Genomic DNA, 16635 nt, shown 5'->3' on the forward strand with positions numbered 1-16635 from the left:
CCTGGATGAGATCAACCACGGGTTCGACCTCATGCACCAAGGCAAATCCATCAGAGCCGTCGTCGAGTTCTAGGGGGAGCATGGAAATACTATCGGAAAACCGAAGCTTCGGCGGCAGCCAGAAAGTCTTCAAGCATCCTTCAAATACATGTGGGTGCGAAATGACCTTTGCCGCGTATCTTCCGCCGCAGGCAGAAGACGGGCCGGTACCTGTTCTGTGGTATCTTTCAGGTCTGACCTGCACTCATGAAAATGCCATGGTCAAGGGTGGTTTTCAGGAACATGCCGCGCGCCATGGGCTTGCGGTGATTTTCCCGGATACCTCCCCGCGTGGTGACAATGTAAGCGATGATGAAGCTTATGATTTGGGACAGGGGGCAGGTTTTTACGTTAACGCGACCCGCGATCCGTGGAAGCCGCATTTTCGGATGTACGACTATATCGTGAATGAACTTCGCAGCCTGGTGATCGAAAATCTGCCGGTTCAGGACCGACACGGTATCACGGGCCATTCGATGGGCGGGCATGGGGCGATGACCATCGCGATCCGCAACGCTGATCTGTTCCAATCTTTGTCCGCCTTTGCGCCGATCGCGCATCCGACCCAATCGGACTGGGGACGCAAGCAGCTTAGTGCCTATCTGGGGGATGACGAGTCGACCTGGGCCGAGCATGATGCAACGCTTTTGCTCGAAGAGCATGGCTGGAAAGGTGACCTCCTGGTGGATCAGGGGGCAAATGATCAATTCCTTGATCTTTTGAAACCGGAAGCGCTGGCAGACATGATGGCGCGCAGACGGCAGCCCGGACAGGTGCGCATGCAGAAGGGATACGACCACTCGTATTTTTTCGTAAACAGTTTTGCACGAGACCATGTGGAATGGCACTCTGCACGTCTGAACTGACGTAAATTGAGAAAGGTATATGATGTTGAATAAGGTACTTGCCGCAGGATGTCTGATCGCGCTTCCGATGATGGCCAGCGCGGATGGGCATATCACTGGCGACGCCGAAAAAGGTGAAAAGGTTTTTCGCAAGTGCAAGGCCTGCCATGCTGTTGGTGAAGGCGCTGAAAACAAGGTGGGACCGGCGCTGAATGGCGTTGTGGACCGTGCTATCGCATCGGGTGCCGACTTTAACTATTCGGATGTGCTGGTGGGTCTGGGGGCCGAGGGGAAAACCTGGACGCCTGAAGAACTGGCAGCGTTTCTTGAAAAGCCGCGCAACTATGCGAAAGGCACCAAGATGTCTTTTGCCGGTTTGCGCAAGGAAGACGACCGAATGAACGTAATCGCGTATCTGGCGACCTTCGCGGGTGAAGGATCGTAGACCAAGTTTTCCGACGGATCGGGAGGAGAGCCTGACCCCGGCGGGAAAGACCTGACGTAAAGCCCCGATGTGGGGCTGGATGTCACTACCGCGGCAATTCCGCCGCATACTAGGGAGGCACTTATAATGAAAAAGCTAATGCTTTTGACCTCCGGGATCGCCCTTTGCGCAGGGCTTGCCTACGCAAATGACGATCTCGTATCCCAGATGGCCGACTCAAAACAATGGGCGATCCAGACGGGTGATTACAAAAACCAGCGCTACTCTGAGCTCAATCAGATCAATGCGGAAAACGTGGGCGACCTGCAGGTGGCCTGGACATTTTCCACAGGCGTTCTGCGCGGCCATGAAGGGTCACCGCTGGTCGTCAATGATGTGATGTACGTGCATACGCCGTTTCCAAATATTGTCTACGCGCTTGATCTGAAGAACGAAGGCAAGATCATCTGGAAGTACGAGCCAAAGCAGGACCCGGATGTTATCCCGGTCATGTGCTGTGACACGGTAAACCGTGGTGTCGCTTATGCGGAAGGCAAGATCTTCCTGCATCAGGCTGATACGAAAATCGTGGCGCTGGACGCGGCTTCCGGAGATGTGATCTGGGAAGCCCAGAACGGCGATGCGGCGATCGGCGAGACCAATACAGCGACGGTTCTGCCGGTCAAGGACAAGATCATTGTCGGTATCTCTGGTGGTGAATTTGGTGTCCGTGGATCCGTCACGGCCTACAACATCAACACCGGCGAGCGGGAATGGCGCGCCTATTCCATGGGTCCGGACAGCGATATCCTGGTGAATCCTGAAACGACCACTCATCTGGGCACACCCGTTGGCGAAAATTCCGGTACGAACACCTGGGAAGGTGATCAATGGATGATCGGTGGCGGCACCACATGGGGCTGGTATTCGGCAGACATGGAAGAAAACCTTGTCTACTACGGCACGGGCAACCCTTCCACATGGAACCCTGCCCAGCGTCCGGGTGACAACCGTTGGTCCATGACCATCATGGCGCGCGACATCGATACCGGTGAAGCCAAGTGGTTCTACCAGATGACCCCGCACGATGAGTGGGATTATGACGGCATCAATGAAATGATCCTCACGGAGCAGGAAATTGATGGAGAGCAGCGCAAGCTTCTCACGCACTTTGACCGCAACGGTCTGGGTTACACAATGGATCGTGTCACCGGCGAACTTCTGGTCGCTGAGAAATTTGACCCGGTCGTGAACTGGACCACTGGCGTGGACATGGATCCTGCGTCCGACACCTATGGTCGCCCGGCGGTTGTGGCTCAGTACTCCACAGAGCAGAACGGCGAAGACGTGAACTCCACCGGCATCTGCCCGGCGGCTCTTGGGACCAAGGACCAGCAGCCAGCGGCCTATTCGCCGAAAACGGAAATGTTCTACGTGCCGACAAACCACGTCTGCATGGACTATGAACCGTTCCGCGTGTCCTACACGGCCGGTCAGCCATATGTAGGGGCGACGCTTGCGATGTATCCTGCGCCTGACAGCCACGGTGGTATGGGTAACTTCATTGCCTGGGATAACGTCGCTGGTGAAATCAAGTGGTCGATCCCAGAGAAGTTCTCTGTTTGGTCAGGCGCACTTGCAACTGCTGGCGATGTCGTCTTCTACGGCACGCTCGAAGGCCATCTGAAAGCCGTGCACTCCGAGACGGGTGAAGAGCTTTACCGCTTCAAGACACCATCCGGTATCATCGGTAACGTGATGACCTACGAATCCGACGGCAAACAGTATGTTGGCATCCTGTCGGGTGTTGGCGGCTGGGCTGGCATCGGCCTTGCGGCTGGTCTGACCAACCCCAACGACGGTCTGGGCGCTGTGGGCGGTTACGCTGCACTTAGCGACTATACGGCACTGGGCGGTCAACTGACCGTATTCGCTCTGCCAAACTGATCGGCGGTTGCTTTGAACACTGAGCGGCGCGGCCTGTTTTGGTCGCGCCGATCCAACAATGAACGGGTGAGATTGATGAAAACGACAGGAAGCATTATTGCTGCGTGCCTATGCGTGGGAATGCCCCTTCTGGCAACGGCGGATGAGGTGGACAACCTGACAGCCGCCTATTCCGAAGATGGCAAATACTATACCGAAGACGATGTGCCGACCTACAGCGTGGACGAAGACGGCACCGTCGACTGGCCAACATATTCCGGGTTCCGCAGATACCATTCGGAGTGCCATGTGTGCCATGGACCCGAAGGCGAAGGATCGACCTATGCCCCGGCCCTCAAGGTTTCGGCCATTGACATGGATTACTATGATTTCGTGGATGTTGTGACCAACGGTCGCAAGCGCGTAGGGGCTGCTGAAAACTCGGTGATGCCCGGTTTTGGCGAGAACCCCAATGTGATGTGTTATCTTGATGACATATATGTCTATCTCAAAGCGCGCGGTGCGGATGTGGTGCCACGGGGCCGTCCGGGCAAGAAACAGCCCAAGAACGAAATCATTCGCGAGGATGAAAATGCCTGTCTGGGCACATAAAACACGGCGCTACCTTGCGGCGTTACTCCTGAGTTTCTCCCTTGCGGGGTCTGTTGGGGCGCAAACCTCTGACCTGGTGTCAAACAGTGCTTTGCGTGTCTGTGCAGACCCCGCCAACTTTCCGATGTCGTCCGAAGACGAGACCGGTTTTGAGAACAAGCTGGCAGAATTCATTGGATCCAAACTGGAGCTTCCGGTCGAATACACGTGGTATCCGATGGCGACGGGGTTCATTCGGAACACGCTGAAAGCCAAGAAGTGCGATCTGGTCATTGGGTATGCCCAAGGCCATGAACTGGTTTTGAACACCAATCACTATTTTACATCCGTCTACACGTTGATCGTCCCTAAGGAGGGTGATCTGGCCGCTGCTCAATCCCTTTCGGACCCTGTGCTGAAAGGCAAGCGCATCGGGATCATCGCAGGAACGCCGCCCTCGGCGCATCTGGCGCGCAATGGTCTGATTGCGCGGGCGAAGGCGTATAATCTGGTTGTCGATCGCCGACATGAAAGCCCTGCCGTTGATATGCTTGACGATCTTGCTGCGGGTGACATTGATGCGGCCATTCTGTGGGGACCATTGGGGGCGCCGCTGGTGAAAACTGACTATCCTGATCTGAAGGTGGTGCCGCTGATCCGGGAAGAGCTTCCGCCCCGGCTGTTTTTCCGCATCACCATGGGGGTGCGGCAGGGAGAGAAGGTCTGGCAGCGCAAGCTGAACTCCCTGATCCGGCGCAATCAGGATGACATCAATGCGCTTCTGTCGGACGCAGGGGTGCCCCTTGCCAGCGATTTGGGTACCGAAATGCTGGAGATTTCTAATTGATCCGTCTTCTCGCAGCGGCGTTTGTGCTGCTGCCATTGAGCGTTCCTGCCCAGACGGTGCCGGAACCTGAAGAATACCGCATGGACCATTACCGCGATCCCGTGCCGGGGTCGTTGACCGGTGGGACGGTGATTGGACCAGAAGAGGCCCACGAACTATGGGTTGCAGGGACAGCCGGGTTTATCGACGTCTTGCCGCAACCTCCCAAACCAGCCAATCTGCCGGAAGGCACCATCTGGCGCGATAAACCGAGACATACCATTCCGGGAGCGATCTGGTTGCCCAACGTTGGCTACGGGGCGATTGCCGATGTGACCGCTGCCTATTTTCGCGAGGGGCTGGAAAAAGCGACGGGAGACGATATTGACCACCCGCTTGTTATCTTCTGTCTTGAAGATTGCTGGATGAGCTGGAACGCGGCCAAACGCGCGATTGAATGGGGATATACGTCGGTTTACTGGCTGCCCGAAGGCACTGATGGCTGGCAGCTCTGGGATTATCCGCTTGAGAAAGTCGAACCGGAAGCCGGACAGCCACAAGCCGGAAACTGAATTGCCGTTAAACCCGGTTGATCAGAACTCAGAACCCGGGAAGGGTCTTGTGTTTGGTCGCGACTGTACCGCTGGTATCGGTCATGGTGACATCCACGGTTTGTGTGCGACGTGGTACCGACAGACCCACGCGCGGATTTTCAGAGAGCGAGATTGAGCCTGTCATCTCCACAAAACCCGCACCATCCAGATCAATGTCCACGGTTTCGACATAGCGCATTGGAATGAAGAGCAGCGAAATCTGGTCCATCTGCATGCCGGAATGCGATGGATGCGAGATATCCAGGTCCATCCGGTTCAGACGTGAGGCCAAAGAGGTCAGTTTGCCGCTTGCAATGCCCGGTGTTACGTCAGCCACCTGAATATCCATTTGGCCCAGAGAGGCCAGCGCCAGTTCAGGATCGGTACCGGGGGGGGCCGCGCAGGCCCCCTGGCCGGATGTTTTCACCATTGCTTCGGAGACAAAGACGCGGCCATCGGTTGTTTCTGCCACCACATGCATCGGCGTCGGGCCGTTGATGCGCATTGTAATATCGAAGTAGAAACTAGGCTGTGGCCGGTCGAGCGCAAAGACGGCGGAGACAGGCATCGGATTTTCATCCAGTACCACCGTAACCTTGGCCACATTCGTGCCCGCTGGTGCAATGATCTGGGCGGCCAGATCGGTGCGCGCGTCCTCGTAGGTGCGATAGGGGGCATCGATTGCGATCACGTTTTGCCCGCTGAGCAGCGCACGTTCACCATAAAGCTGCGTTTTGATCGAGTCCCAGGCTTCTCCGGTGGCTAGTGCCGGCGAGGCACCAGCACAGGCAAAAGCGGCTGCCAGCAGGATGTGTCTCATGGTTCTCCTCCCAGAACAAACTCCCCGAAGGCGCGGGGGCCATCACAGGTTTCCAGAGTCTTTAACACAGAATGGCTCTCTGCGTCGACTATCGTCAAACTGTTGTCGAACCAGTTTGCCACGATGATTTGACGACCGTCAGAACTGGTATCAATGCCTTCGGGATAATCGCCCGTGTCGATTGTGTCGATCACAACCAAAGTCTTAAGATCAACTACGCTAAGAGTGTTTTCATATTGATTGGTGACAAAGGCGCGTTCATTTGCGAAGGCGATCCCGTAGGGACGTTCGCCGACGGGGACAGTCGCAATCACCTTACTGTCGCCGGGGTCGATGACTGACAGGTCGTTGCTCCCGACGTTGCCGACAAACAGCCGGCCGTCGGGGGCAAAACGCAGGCCAAACGGGCGGATACCAACAGGGACGGTGTGCAAAAGCTCAAGGGTTTCGGCGTCAAAAACGGCGACCTGATCCTCATCTCGCTCTGCGGCGGCGATGAAGTTTCCGTCGTCGGAGACAGCGAGACCGGCGGGGGCGGCACCGACGGTGAGTTCGCCTTGCAGGGCAAGAGTATCGGCTGCCAGTATCCAGATACGGGCGTTGTACCAATCCGAGACGAACAGGCGTTGCCGCGTAGCATCCAGCGCAACACCGATCGGTCCGCCATCAAGTTCAGTCATGGCAAGAACATCGCCGGTATTTGTCGCAAATCGGCGCAGGGTCTTGCTGTCGGGTGAAACCGTATAGGCGGATCCTTTGGTGAGCGCGATACCTGCAGGTTTACCCGGTACGGACCACTCCCTGACGGTCGCCCCCGAGGATAGATCATGCACAAAAAGCGCGTCGCCGTTCTGGCAAGTTACATAAGCCAGATCGCCAGCTGCGGCAGACCCGACAGCCAGCGAAAGGCCCAGAGCCAGTTTACGAACCCGGCGCACCAAGCTTTTCGACCAACGCGTCCAGACCGGCCTGATAGACGCCGGTGACCGCAGCAATCGCCGCGTCGTCATTCAACTCGGGCGGCGGATCGTTGTTTGGATAACCCCGGTAGAACGCACCGCGCCATTCGATCACCGCGCCGCCGCCGTCCCGGGGTTTGACTGTCAGATGCGACGAATAGTTGGTGACGGGCAGGACTTCTACCTTCACATCCGTGATCCGGTAGGAATAGCTCATATTGTCGGGGCTGTATTTGTAGAGGATTTCGGAAATCGTCGGCCCGTCAGCACCGCCCAGTGTCAAGACACGGGTGGCGTCGATGTCATTTCCATTCTCGCCCGTCGAAGAGAAAACAGCGGGGTGCCAGGACATGTCCTGAAAATTGCCCACGACCTCCCAGACCTCCGCAGGGTCCGCAGCAACCTCAGTCGTCAACGTGACCTTCTGCCGGGTGGGTCCATGTGCCAGGGCCAGCGCGGGTATTAACCCGATTGCCAGCCCTGTCAGTAAAAGTGAACGTCTTTTCATTTTTTCTCCCTTACAAAGAAACGGTTTTTCAGGATGTACCGCATGCCGCGATACCAGCTCTCGTCATTGTTGCCGCGAATCTCGACCACGCCACCTTTGACCAATTCGCCCGTGTCAGCGGCGCGCAATTGCAGGTTCATCGACAGGATCAGGTTGGAGGTCTTCTGCACTTCTCCTACCAGCGCAAAATCGGCCCCGAGCTTCGTCGCAATCCGGGTGTCGCACCCGTAGCATTTGGCCAGGTTCACATAGCGATCAATATCCTTGCGCACTGGGTCCAGTTCGAGCAGGACATAACCTTCTTGCTCAAACCGGTCCGCGACGATTTTTTCAACCGCTGCGAGGCGCTCAAGCTCCGCTGGATCCTGCCCGAGCTCGGTTGTTTGCAAAGATGTGTCCAACAAGGTCAGACCAAAAAATGCGACTTTCTCCTGTGCCTTACAGATAGCGGGCGCAAAGAGAAATATAAGCAAAAACAGGCGCATGGGTCCATTCTTAAAAAATAAGAATCGCGGTTCATCGTGTGGGTGTTAGGCTGCTCACCACAACCCGGCCAAAAGTATCGGTTCTATTTCCGAGCTTGACCGAGGATAAGATTTCGATCTGCAGTATAGCAGACGGGGGAGGATAAAGTGCCGAAATTTTCCGCGCTGCTGATGGCGGTGATCGCATTGGGTTCATTTGCTGGCTCTGCCTTCGCAATTGACGTCAAAGCGGCGGTTCTGCGCGTGGATTACCCTGTGTTGCTGCCCATCAGCCGGTATGATTTGCGACCGGATGATCTTGGGTTTGCGGGCGCAGCGCTTGCGGATGAAGACAACGGCACAACTGGCAGTTTTCTGGGTCATACTTACGAAACGGTGACACGGGCTGTGACGCCGGAAGACGCAGAGATGGCTTTGGGCGCCTTACTGGATCAGGGTATTCGCCTGATTGTGGTCCAGTCGAACGGGGATGATCTGGCCCGGTTAACGGATCAGGCGGCGGCGGCTGGCGCGCTGGTTTTCAACGCATCTGCGCCGGATATTGCCCTACGCGATGACCAATGTCGCGCGAACCTGCTGCATATCGCGCCCAGCAATGCGATGAATGCGGATGCGGTGGCGCAGTTCGCCGTCTGGAAAAAATGGGATGAGTGGTTCCTGATTTCCGGGTCCAATCCGGAAGATGTGGCGCTTGCCGAGGCTTTTCGGAAATCGGCGCGAAAATTTGGTGCCAAAATCACCGAAGACCGCGTTTTCGAGGATACGGGCGGGTCACGCCGAACCGATTCCGGTCATGTCCTGGTGCAGCGCCAATTGCCGATGTTCACGCAACAGGCGGACGATCATGATGTGGTGATTGCGGCGGACGGCACGGATTTTTTTGCGCGTTATCTGAGTTATCATCTCTGGACACCGCGCCCGGTCATGGGGTCGGGAGGCCTTGTGCCGACCACTTTCCATGGGGCGCATGAGGCTTGGGGGGCCACGCAGTATCAGACGCGTTTCGAAGAATTGACGGGCCGCTATGCAAAACCCGAAGATTATAACGTCTGGTTGGCACTGCGGGTGATCGGCGAGGCCGTGACACGTGCAAACACTGCAGAGCCGGACGGCGTGCGTGACTATGCCGTCTCTGATGCGTTTGAACTGGCCGCTTTCAAAGGCACCAAGGTGACATTTCGCAACTGGAATGGCCAATTGCGGCAACCAATCCTGCTCCATGACGGCAAGATCACGGTCAGTGTGAGCCCGCAGGAGGGGTTCCTGCATCAGACATCCTTGCTGGACACGATGGGGCTGGACCGCCCGGAATCCAGATGCACAGCGTTTAACTGAAGGAACAGCCATGAAATCTCTGTTGATGACAACGATGATCGGAGCGCTTTGCGCCGGGCCTGTTTTTGCGGGCAAGGCGTTCATCTCCAATGAGCGCGGCAACACGATCACTGTCGTGGACACGGACACCTGGGAAGTGGAGACGGAGTTTTTCGCGGGCAACCGCCCGCGGGGCATTACCGCAAGTCCGGATGGCAGCAAGATCTATGTCTGTGCGTCGGATGACAATCTGGTTCGCGTATTTGATGCGGTAACCTATGAAGAACTGCCAAGCCTGCCCTCTGGTCCTGATCCGGAACTCTTCATTCTGGAGCCATCGGGCAAGCGGCTCTACATCGCAAATGAGGATGACAATCTGGTCACGGTGACGGACACGGAAACCCGCACCGTTCTGGCCGAAGTGCCGGTGGGTGTGGAGCCCGAAGGCATGGGCATGAGCCCGGATGCGAAATTCGTGGTCAACACCTCCGAAACCACCAATATGGCGCATTTCATCTCCACCGAGGACTACAAGATCAAACATAACATCCTGGTGGATCAGCGCCCGCGTTATGCGCAGTACACGGCCGATGGGAAACGGTTGTTTGTGACGTCGGAAATTGGCGGAACGGTCACGGCGATGGACATCGCAGAGGACGGCACGCCGGAAGTCATCGGCAAGATCAGCTTTGAAGTGGCCGGTGTGCAGCCTGAGTGGTTGCAGCCCGTGGGGGCCAAGGTCACATCCGATGGCACGCGCCTGTTCGTAGCTCTTGGCCCGGCGAACCGGGTTGCTGTCGTTGATGCACAAAGCCTTGAAGTACTTGACTATATTCTGGTTGGGCAACGTGTCTGGCAACTCGATTTCACACCGGACGAGAAATACTTGCTGACGACCAACGGCAATTCCAATGACATCACGGTGATTGATGTCGCCAAGGAAAAGGCCATCCGCTCGATACAGGTGGGCCAACAGCCCTGGGGTGTGGTGACGATTGACTGAATTAGGGAGACGAAACAGATGAAAAAACTGATGTGTGCCGTCGTTGCAGGGGTTCTGGCCATGCCGGTCGGTGCCGCACCGTTGTGCGATGATCTGGGATTTGCCGGTCTGCTGGCCAAATGCAACCGCGGTGAGACCATCAAGCTGACGCTGGCGTCGGGTCAGGCGTTGGGCGAGGATGTTCAGTTGCAATCCGGGGCTTATTATAAGCTTGAGGTGACCGCAGATGGCTCGGCTGAACTTGCCATTGAAGGACCGGGTTTCTTCCGGGCGATCTGGATGAATGAAATCGTCATCAACAAGATCGAGATCCGACCCATGGCAATTGATTCAATCGAATTCGACAAGGCGGGGACAGCTGAACTGTCGTTCATCGCCATCAAACCGGGCAGGCATGTCATTCGCATTCCGGGATCAACCGGTGATGCGCAGTCCATTACCGTTTCTATCCAATAAACAAAGAGGTAAGTATCATGAAAACCTTCGTTCTTGTTGTCGCATCCACAGTCTTGGCCCTGCCTGCCTTTGCGGACGGGCATGTCGATGCCGAAACGGCTGCAAAAATTGAAGCCTATCTGGCGTCGGTCGAATGTCAGATGGACACCGATGACATAGAGGTCGAGGACGATGGCTATGATCTGGACGATGTGATCTGCAAAGGTGGGGATCAGTTCGACATCAAACTGGACAAGGATCTCAATGAAGTGAGCCGTCGCGCGGAATAACGCGCAGGTGCTCGGAAGGGATGACAGATGCGCATTTTGATCCGTCTTTTGGTTTTGGTTCTTGCATCCCTTGCACCTGCCACCGCATCGGATTTGCCGGTGCTTCGCGTTGCGGTGTTGAAAATCGGAACGGTGAATTGGGAGCTTGCGACGATCAAGGCCAATGGGTTTGACACCAAGCACGGGTTTGAGCTGGAAATAAGCCCCTATGCCGATAACGGTGCCACGCGCATTGCGGTCGAAGGGGGTGAGGCCGACATGGCGGTTGCCGACTGGATATGGGTGGCGCGTCAACGGGCAGCGGGCAAGGGATATGTGTTTATCCCCTATTCCAAAGCGGTGGGTGGCCTGGTCGTCCCGCAGACAAGCACGGCCGAGGATATTTCCGATCTGGCCGGGGGCAAAATCGGGATCGCGGGCGGCCCGCTCGACAAATCCTGGCTGATCCTGAGAGCCTACGCCCAGCAGGAATACGGCATGGATCTGAAGGCCGAGACCGAACAGGTCTTTGGAGCGCCACCGCTGATCTTTAAGTCTGCGCGCGGCGATGAATACGCCGGTGCGATCAATTTCTGGCACTTTCTGGCCAAGATGAAAGCCGCTGGCATGAAGGAGCTAGTTTCTGTCGAGCGGGCAGGCCAGGCGCTGGGTCTGGATACAAACACGCCCCTGCTGGGGTATTACGTGAAGGAAACGTTGCTCGCCCAATACCCTGATCTTGCTCAGTCCTTTTACAACGCTAGCCGCGAGGCCAAGGACTTTCTGTCAAATTCGGATGCTGCTTGGGAAGATGTCAGACCGCAAATGAACGCAAAAACTGACGCGCAGTTTGAGCAGCTCAAATCCGACTGGATTGCCGGCATTCCCGCGCGCGGTGGCGTGGACAGGGAAGCGGCGGGCAGGATGTTCGCTCTTATGGCCAAACTGGGAGGCGCTGATCTGGTTGGTGAGGCGACCACGCTCCCGGATGGTCTTTTCGCGGAATTAAAGTAGCCAGAAGAGGCCATGGACAGCCCGCGCCTCACACCATTTTTATCCATGGCCAGTTTGATCGGCCTCTGGATCGTGGCAGCGCTGCTGACGGATGATGCTCAGATTTTGCCAACGCCCTGGGATTTGCTACCCCGGTTCGGAGCCGAAATGTCATCCGGTGAGCTGTTCGAACATTTGGGGGCGACGCTGCTGCGCGTGCTTTGGGCCTTTGCGCTGGCCATGACACTGGGCACGGGTCTGGGGCTGATCATGGGACGATCAGAGCGGATCAATCGTTGGCTGGATCCGTGGCTGGTTGTTTTTCTCAACCTGCCGGCACTGGTCCTTATCGTCCTGTGTTATCTCTGGATTGGGCTGACCGAGGCGGCGGCGATCATCGCTGTGACGCTCAACAAGGTGCCCAATGTCGCCACCGTGGTGCGCGAAGGGGGGCGGGCGTTGAACACGAACCTTGACGCATTGGCTCAGGTGTACCGGTTGGGGTGGCGCACCCGTTTGCAGCATATCATTCTGCCGCAACTTGCGCCTTTCATAGCCGCTGCCGCGCGCAGCGGCGTGGCCGTTATCTGGAAAATCGTGCTGGTCGTGGAGTTCCTCGGGCGCTCTTCCGGGATCGGTTTTCAGATACACCTCTATTTTCAGCTTTTCGATGTGGCCATGGTGCTGGTTTACGCGTTTTCCTTTATCTGTGTGATGTTGCTGGCGGAATGGTTTTTGTTGCAGCCTTGGGAAAGGCGCGTGACGCGCTGGCGAAAAGCGTGATCACTGTTTCCATTGACAGCAAGCGGTTCGGCGCATCGCCTGTACTTGGCGCATTGGCGTTCTCAATCGCTGCTGGCGAAACCGTGGCACTTGTCGGTCCGTCCGGCGTCGGTAAAACCACTCTGCTGCGCATCATCGCCGGAATCGATTCCGATTTTGAAGGTCAGATAGTAAGACCGCAAACGATGGCGATTGTCTTTCAGGAACCGACCCTGCTGCCCTGGCGCAGTGTTCTGGCAAACCTCACGCTGATCCATAAAGGCCTCACGCACTCCGAAGCGGTACATATGCTAGACGATGTCGGGCTGTCGGGCAAAGAGCAGCTTTTCCCCGGCCAGCTATCCCTAGGTCAACAAAGACGTCTCTCGCTTGCGCGTGCTTTCGCAGGACGTCCAGAGCTATTGATCATGGATGAACCATTTGTGTCTTTGGACCGGGAGACCGCAGAAACCATGCTGACGCTGACGGAAAACCTTATTGCGAGGCACCGCCCGGCCACGCTTTTTGTGACCCATTCATCAGATGAGGCGAACCGCCTGGCAAACAGAACCCTGGTGATGAAACCTCTGCCTACAGGCGCTGTATTGACCCCGTCCGATGCTTGATAGTACGCCGGAGACGGCCCTAATCTACTGTTTCAGCGAGTTTTTTGGGTTGGCTGCGATAAACGAGTGGTGCGTCGGTTTGAGCGGCATGGGTATTGGCCTGCGCCTGTAGGGCTCCGTGATGCGGAGACTTGACGCAAACAGGGTCGGTCGCTGATGCATCCCCCAGAATTGCCATGGCCTGACAACGACACCCTCCAAAATCGAGCGTTTTGCGTTCGCAAGTTTTGCAGGGATCAGCCATCCACTCGGTGCCACGATAGGCATTGAATGCAGCCCCTTCGTACCAGATTTCAGCGAGAGGTTTGTCCTGCACGCGTTCGAATTCAAGATGGGTAATGGTTTGTGCGGCGTGACACGGCAGGACCAAACCATCTGGCGCAACATTCAAGCCAGAGGTCCCCCATCCCCCCATGCATTTTTTCGGATAGTCATCGTGATAGTCGGCGGGCACATAGTCAACGACCAAGGTTCCTTTGAGCGCCTTGCGGGCCTCGACGACAATCCTTGTGGCCTCGGCCGCCTGTTCACGGGTTGGCATGAAGGCATCGCGGTTTTTCAACGCCCAGCCATGGAACTGAACCGTCGCGACTTCGATGCGTCTGGCCCCCATTTCCACCGCCATTTCCAGCGCGCGCGGCAACTGATGCAGGTTTCGCCGATGCAAAACCGCATTCAGGGTCAGCGGAAATCCAATCTTCCCGATCCATTCCGCAACTTGCATCTTGCGTTGGAAGCCCCCTTTGTAGCCGCCAATCTCGTCTGCCATTTCCGGGTTTGTTCCCTGGAGCGACAATTGCACATGGTCGAGCCCGGCGGCATCCAGTGCGGCAAGCCGCTTTTCAGTAAGACCAATCCCCGAGGTGATCAGGTTGGTGTAGAGCCCCGCGTCGCGCGCCGCTTTGACAAGCGTTTCCAGATCACGGCGAGATGCGGGTTCGCCGCCTGAAAGGTGCAACTGCAACACACCAAGCTCGGCCGCTTCGCGAAACACGCGCGCCCATGTTTCGGTGTCTAGTTCCTGATCGAGACGTGCCATTTCCACTGGATTGGAGCAATAGGGGCAAGACAGCGGACAACGGTGCGTCAATTCGGCCAGCATGGCGATGGGGGGCGGAGCCGTCATGCCTTCACGTCCAGAAACCGGCGATTGCGCAGCGCATCGAGAAACCCCGCGCTGTCTTGTGCAATTTGATCGACCGGCGCATTGAACTTTTCCGCCAGCAACTGGGTTATATCACCAAAGCTTCGGGTACCATCGACCACGTTCAGGATCGCATGGCCGATCCCGTCCAATGTAACCGCGCGTTCCGGTGCCAATAGCACCCATGTGTCGCGCACAGCGTCGAAGTGCAAGCGCACGCCGCGAGGTAATGCGGGAACATCTCCGTTTTCCATCACGATGCCCTCCTCAAGGTCACGCCGGTACCGGGGTGCCAGGCGCCCGGGGGGATACGCGCAGGTTCGACATAGGCACCCCAAAGGGCGTCCAGCTGTGACCAGAGCACATCGGTCTTGAAGATGAGAGCGGCGGCAGCGGCATCCTGTTTCTCAGCCGAATCCGCATGATCAAGAACCCAGGCGAGACCAAAGGCAACGTCTTTGGGGGCCTCCTTGAGACGGTTTTTGAAATAGGAGAGCGAGCTGTCATCCGCGAAATCGTAATTTTTCAAGAGCCCCTGAATGCGGTTGGCATGTATCTTGGGGGCGAAAAGCTCGGTGAGGGAGGCCGCGACCGCTTCCAGAAGAGATTTTTCGCGTACGAACCGGACGTAAGCGTCGACCGCAAATTTCGTGCCGGGCAGCACACCTTTGCACGAGGCCACATAATCGGGATCCAGCCCGACCGCTTCTGCGAGGCGCAACCATCGTCGAATGCCGCCTTCGTTGCCCTCGGTTCCGTCGTGATCTTCGATCCGGCTGCGCCACTGACGACGCAGGGCGGGATCTTCCACGCGGGACATGAACGCCGCGTCCTTCATCGGAATGGAATGCTGGTAGTAGTAGCGGTTGATCACCCAGGCCCGCACCTGATCCGGCGTGCATGCTCCGCCATGCAAACGGTCGTGGAAGGGGTGCAGATCATGATAACGTTCTGCCCCGATCTGTCTCAGCCTGTGTTCAAATGCATCGCGGTCCTGGGTCATGTGGTGATCTCCATTCCGTCTTGTCCGATGATCCACCCGGCTGCTTCGGCTTGCGCTTTTTCGGCTGACCCCGGTCGCAGCACCGGATTGGTGTTATTCATATGAACGTAGATTTTGCGCGCAATGTCCATGCCGACGAAAGCCTCAATCGACCCATCCGGACCACTCATTGACATATGCCCCATACGTTTCCCGGTCTTTTTGCCCAATCCTGCAAGCACCATCTCATCATCTTGCCAGAGGGTTCCGTCGAAAAAGACCATATCAGCGCCCTCAAGCCGACCGCGCAAATCGTCGTTCAACACCGCGCAGCCGGGGATATAGTAGGCTTGCGTTTGCCCCGCCTGCAATGCGACGCCAACGGTCTGATCTCCGAGCAGGTCGGTCTGCACGGTTTCTCCTTCCAGATAGAGCGGCACCTTGCCCGGTACCGCGAAAAGCGTGGCCGTCAAATCCGCCGCAAGCTCGAACGGCGTATCCAACGCGATGGTGCTGCGTTTCACAACATCCGCATTCAGGGCATCGAACATGGGATTGTCTGACAAAACGTCGTGAATGCCTGCTGTCGCAAAAAGGGTGAACGGCTGCATTTCGCGGAGTGTGAGCAATCCGGCGACGTGATCAATATCGCCATTGGTAACCAGAACGGATGCCAAGGGAAGTTCGCGCAAATCTGTAGGGTGCAGTGCGGGCGTGTCGGCGAGTTGCAGGCGAATGTCCGGCGAAGCGTTCAGAATTGCCCATGAACGACCGTTCGCGCTGACGGCCAGCGATGATTGCGTCTGCGAGGGAATAAGCCCGCTACGGGCAAGATTGCAGTTCTCACAACCGCAATTCCATTGGGGCAGGCCACCACCGGCGGCAGCCCCAAGAATTTGAGCGCGGAAAGACATTTGCACCCTCCGCGCGCAAGAATTTTAGAGCAGGTCTTCGCGCTCGTCTTCGCGGTCAGGGCCATACATGTTGATTTCCATACCGCATTCGATTTCACGGATGACAGGTTTTGTCCAAGCCATAGTTGTCTCCTTTCAGCTGAGGCAGTCTTGCCTTGCAGCAAAGATTGCCAGAGC

General features: G+C 56.7%; 22 protein-coding genes. 13 read left to right on the forward strand and 9 right to left on the reverse strand.

Features of this window, described 5'->3' with window-relative positions; genetic code table 11:
* Positions 1–80: 80 nt before the first annotated feature.
* The 6 genes from fghA (at position 81) to Q0802_RS22200 (ending at position 5223) form a co-directional block, all read left to right on the forward strand.
* Positions 81–905: an S-formylglutathione hydrolase gene (fghA, locus tag Q0802_RS22175; RefSeq protein ID WP_298922083.1), complete on the forward strand. Its 825-nt coding sequence runs from the start codon at positions 81–83 to the stop codon at positions 903–905.
* Between the two features lie 22 nt (positions 906–927).
* Positions 928–1329: a cytochrome c family protein gene (locus Q0802_RS22180; RefSeq protein ID WP_298922141.1), complete on the forward strand. Its 402-nt coding sequence runs from the start codon at positions 928–930 to the stop codon at positions 1327–1329.
* Positions 1330–1455: 126 nt separating this feature from the next.
* Complete coding sequence (locus Q0802_RS22185; RefSeq protein ID WP_298922084.1) at positions 1456–3255, forward strand: methanol/ethanol family PQQ-dependent dehydrogenase; 1800 nt, start codon at positions 1456–1458, stop codon at positions 3253–3255.
* 75 nt (positions 3256–3330) lie between these two features.
* Positions 3331–3846: a c-type cytochrome, methanol metabolism-related gene (locus Q0802_RS22190; RefSeq protein ID WP_298922085.1), complete on the forward strand. Its 516-nt coding sequence runs from the start codon at positions 3331–3333 to the stop codon at positions 3844–3846.
* Positions 3827–4672, forward strand: a complete 846-nt coding sequence (locus Q0802_RS22195; protein ID WP_298922086.1) for a substrate-binding domain-containing protein — start codon at positions 3827–3829, stop codon at positions 4670–4672. The genes Q0802_RS22190 and Q0802_RS22195 overlap by 20 nt, the downstream gene beginning before the upstream one ends.
* Positions 4669–5223, forward strand: a complete 555-nt coding sequence (locus tag Q0802_RS22200; RefSeq protein ID WP_298922087.1) for a PQQ-dependent catabolism-associated CXXCW motif protein — start codon at positions 4669–4671, stop codon at positions 5221–5223. Before Q0802_RS22195 ends, Q0802_RS22200 begins: the two co-directional genes overlap by 4 nt.
* A 28-nt stretch (positions 5224–5251) precedes the next feature.
* Here the strand turns inward: Q0802_RS22200 and Q0802_RS22205 are convergent, their stop codons facing one another.
* Genes Q0802_RS22205 through Q0802_RS22220 form a run of 4 tightly spaced genes read right to left on the reverse strand, consistent with a single transcriptional unit; the run spans position 5252 to position 8016 of the window.
* Positions 5252–6064 (reverse strand): quinoprotein dehydrogenase-associated SoxYZ-like carrier, encoded by an 813-nt coding sequence (locus tag Q0802_RS22205; protein ID WP_298922088.1) that lies wholly within the window; start codon positions 6062–6064, stop codon positions 5252–5254.
* Positions 6061–7002, reverse strand: a complete 942-nt coding sequence (locus tag Q0802_RS22210) for a beta-propeller fold lactonase family protein (protein ID WP_298922089.1) — start codon at positions 7000–7002, stop codon at positions 6061–6063. Before Q0802_RS22210 ends, Q0802_RS22205 begins: the two co-directional genes overlap by 4 nt.
* Complete coding sequence (locus tag Q0802_RS22215) at positions 6986–7531, reverse strand: SRPBCC family protein (RefSeq protein WP_298922090.1); 546 nt, start codon at positions 7529–7531, stop codon at positions 6986–6988. Before Q0802_RS22215 ends, Q0802_RS22210 begins: the two co-directional genes overlap by 17 nt.
* The gene (locus Q0802_RS22220) at positions 7528–8016 is read right to left on the reverse strand and encodes a DUF3280 domain-containing protein (RefSeq protein ID WP_298922091.1); all 489 of its coding nucleotides are present in this window, start codon (positions 8014–8016) and stop codon (positions 7528–7530) included. The genes Q0802_RS22215 and Q0802_RS22220 overlap by 4 nt, the downstream gene beginning before the upstream one ends.
* A gap of 171 nt (positions 8017–8187) precedes the next feature.
* On the opposite strand from Q0802_RS22220, the gene Q0802_RS22225 reads away from it, so the two are divergent.
* The 7 genes from Q0802_RS22225 to Q0802_RS22255 are packed head-to-tail and all read left to right on the forward strand — an operon-like array spanning position 8188 to position 13418.
* Positions 8188–9351: an ABC transporter substrate-binding protein gene (locus tag Q0802_RS22225; RefSeq protein WP_298922142.1), complete on the forward strand. Its 1164-nt coding sequence runs from the start codon at positions 8188–8190 to the stop codon at positions 9349–9351.
* Between the two features lie 10 nt (positions 9352–9361).
* Positions 9362–10333, forward strand: a complete 972-nt coding sequence (locus Q0802_RS22230; RefSeq protein WP_298922093.1) for a YVTN family beta-propeller repeat protein — start codon at positions 9362–9364, stop codon at positions 10331–10333.
* Positions 10334–10351: 18 nt separating this feature from the next.
* Positions 10352–10789, forward strand: coding sequence for a hypothetical protein (locus Q0802_RS22235; protein ID WP_298922094.1), 438 nt, complete (start codon positions 10352–10354; stop codon positions 10787–10789).
* A gap of 17 nt (positions 10790–10806) precedes the next feature.
* Complete coding sequence (locus Q0802_RS22240; RefSeq protein ID WP_298922095.1) at positions 10807–11058, forward strand: PepSY domain-containing protein; 252 nt, start codon at positions 10807–10809, stop codon at positions 11056–11058.
* A gap of 27 nt (positions 11059–11085) precedes the next feature.
* Positions 11086–12051, forward strand: coding sequence for an ABC transporter substrate-binding protein (locus Q0802_RS22245; protein WP_298922097.1), 966 nt, complete (start codon positions 11086–11088; stop codon positions 12049–12051).
* A gap of 12 nt (positions 12052–12063) precedes the next feature.
* A complete protein-coding gene (locus tag Q0802_RS22250; RefSeq protein ID WP_298922098.1) occupies positions 12064–12813 on the forward strand; it encodes an ABC transporter permease in 750 nt (249 codons plus the stop codon).
* The gene (locus Q0802_RS22255) at positions 12810–13418 is read left to right on the forward strand and encodes an ABC transporter ATP-binding protein (protein ID WP_298922099.1); all 609 of its coding nucleotides are present in this window, start codon (positions 12810–12812) and stop codon (positions 13416–13418) included. Before Q0802_RS22250 ends, Q0802_RS22255 begins: the two co-directional genes overlap by 4 nt.
* 19 nt (positions 13419–13437) lie before the next feature.
* Here the strand turns inward: Q0802_RS22255 and pqqE are convergent, their stop codons facing one another.
* Genes pqqE through pqqA form a run of 5 tightly spaced genes read right to left on the reverse strand, consistent with a single transcriptional unit; the run spans position 13438 to position 16581 of the window.
* Complete coding sequence (gene pqqE / locus Q0802_RS22260) at positions 13438–14544, reverse strand: pyrroloquinoline quinone biosynthesis protein PqqE (RefSeq protein ID WP_298922100.1); 1107 nt, start codon at positions 14542–14544, stop codon at positions 13438–13440.
* The gene (pqqD, locus tag Q0802_RS22265) at positions 14541–14816 is read right to left on the reverse strand and encodes a pyrroloquinoline quinone biosynthesis peptide chaperone PqqD (RefSeq protein WP_298922143.1); all 276 of its coding nucleotides are present in this window, start codon (positions 14814–14816) and stop codon (positions 14541–14543) included. Before pqqD ends, pqqE begins: the two co-directional genes overlap by 4 nt.
* Positions 14816–15565, reverse strand: a complete 750-nt coding sequence (pqqC, locus tag Q0802_RS22270; protein WP_298922102.1) for a pyrroloquinoline-quinone synthase PqqC — start codon at positions 15563–15565, stop codon at positions 14816–14818. The genes pqqD and pqqC overlap by 1 nt, the downstream gene beginning before the upstream one ends.
* Positions 15562–16458 carry a pyrroloquinoline quinone biosynthesis protein PqqB gene (gene pqqB, locus Q0802_RS22275; protein WP_298922103.1) on the reverse strand — a complete coding sequence of 299 codons (897 nt, stop codon included), beginning with the start codon at positions 16456–16458 and terminating at the stop codon, positions 15562–15564. Before pqqB ends, pqqC begins: the two co-directional genes overlap by 4 nt.
* Positions 16459–16482: 24 nt before the next feature.
* On the reverse strand, positions 16483–16581 hold the full coding sequence (gene pqqA / locus Q0802_RS22280) for a pyrroloquinoline quinone precursor peptide PqqA (RefSeq protein WP_298922104.1): 99 nt from the start codon (positions 16579–16581) through the stop codon (positions 16483–16485).
* Between the last annotated feature and the right edge of the window lie 54 nt (positions 16582–16635).

This window comes from uncultured Roseobacter sp. (assembly GCF_947495275.1).
Taxonomy (GTDB): domain Bacteria; phylum Pseudomonadota; class Alphaproteobacteria; order Rhodobacterales; family Rhodobacteraceae; genus Roseobacter.